The organism is Frankia gtarii, from assembly GCF_025403375.1.
In the GTDB taxonomy this organism is placed as follows: domain Bacteria; phylum Actinomycetota; class Actinomycetes; order Frankiales; family Frankiaceae; genus Frankia; species Frankia gtarii.
This window is the reverse complement of sequence record NZ_JAMPTM010000527.1, coordinates 1-1541: the sequence shown is the minus strand read 5'-3', so window position 1 is coordinate 1541 and position 1541 is coordinate 1. Positions and strand designations below refer to the sequence as shown.

Genomic DNA, 1541 nt, shown 5'->3' with positions numbered 1-1541 from the left:
GACAGCGAGCCACCCGCCCCGCCGCCACGGACGCGGTCGATTCCGGCGGCCACGAGCGATCGGGCCACCTTCGCCTTGCGCAGCGCTCCGGCCGGGCTCGCCAGGGCCGAGGAGGCGCCGATGAGCACCTGGAAGCCGCGGTCGCTGCCCCGCCAGTGCTCGCGCAGGATCGGCTCCCCGGCGCCGACGACCAGCCGACGGAACGCGAAGGCGACGATGGCGACGTCGTCGAGCTGGCCCACCACGGGGATCATGTTCGTCAGCCGGTTGCGTGGCGACACCAGGTACGCCAGCGCTGCCGCGGCCTCGACCTTCGCGGACTGCGGCACCCGCGGATCGGCGACGACCCGCCGCAGCATGATGACCAGATCGGGGAGAAACGTCGTTATCTCCCGACCGACCTGCCGCACGGCGTCCTTGTCGAGCATGACCATCGCCGTGGCGTCTCCTCTTGTGCGAACCGGGACTTCCCGCCGACCGGCGACATCCTAGTGCCGCATCCGGCAGCTGCCGTGGGCGACCACGGCCGCCGGCTGGTCTTCTGTCAACGGCCGACGCCCCCACGACGTGCCACGTCACCCCGGGACGCCTCGACCGGGTGACCCCGGCGGCGGCGTGCTTCGGGCGGCGAGTTCCCCCAGTTCGAAGCCCCCCGAACGGACTACCGGCGAGGATGCGCCAAGAAGCCCCGGCCGGTCTTGCGGCCCAGGAAGCGGGCCCGCACCAGGTGCTCCAGGAGGGGGGCCGGGGCGTAGCCCGGCTCGCGGAACTGCTCGTACAACGAGCGGGTGATGGCGAGAGTGACGTCGAGCCCGACCACGTCGGCGAGCGCGAACGGTCCCATGGGATGACCGCAGCCGACCATCATCGCCGTGTCGATGTCCTCGATCGTGGCGTAGTTCGCCTGCAGCATCTTCACCGCGTCGTTCAGGTAGGGGAACAGCAGCGCGTTGACGATGAAGCCGGCCCGGTCGGCGCAGCGCACCGGATGCCGGCCCGCCGCCCGCGCCAGGGCCTGGACCGTCGCCGTCGCCCCGTCCCCGGTGAGCACCGTGGGCACCACCTCGACCAGGCGCATCACCTGGGCCGGGTTGAACCAGTGCATGCCGACGACGTCCTGGGGCCGCCGGGTCGCGGTGGCGCACTCGACGACCGGCAGCGAGGACGTGGTGGTCGCCAGCACCGCGCCGGGCCGGGCGACCTTGTCCAGATCGGTGAACAGCTCGCGCTTGACCGCCAGGTCCTCGACGACCGCCTCGAGCAGCACGTCGCAGCCCCCGAGTTCGCCGAGGTCGGTGGTGACTCGCAGCCGGCCCAGGGCGGCGCCGCGATCGTCCTCGGACAGTCGACCCTTCGTGACCGCCGCCGCCAGCGACGCGGCCACCCGGTCGCGGGCCGCGTCGGCGGCCTCCGCCCGCCGGGCCCGGAGGATGACCTCATGGCCGGATCGGGCCAGTACCTCGGCGATACCCCGGGCCATCGTGCCGCTGCCCACGATCCCGACCGACCGGACCCGCCCCGCCGCCCCGCCGACCGCGTCC

The 1541-nt window shown here is 73.3% G+C and carries 2 protein-coding genes; both read right to left on the bottom strand.

Going from position 1 to position 1541, the window contains the following annotated elements:
• The coding region (locus NBZ83_RS32085; protein WP_261576507.1) for a YkvA family protein at positions 1-434 on the bottom strand (434 nt) is incomplete at its 3' end.
• Between the two features lie 227 nt (positions 435-661).
• On the bottom strand, positions 662-1541 hold an 880-nt coding region (locus NBZ83_RS32080), incomplete at its 5' end, for a 3-hydroxyacyl-CoA dehydrogenase family protein (protein WP_261576506.1).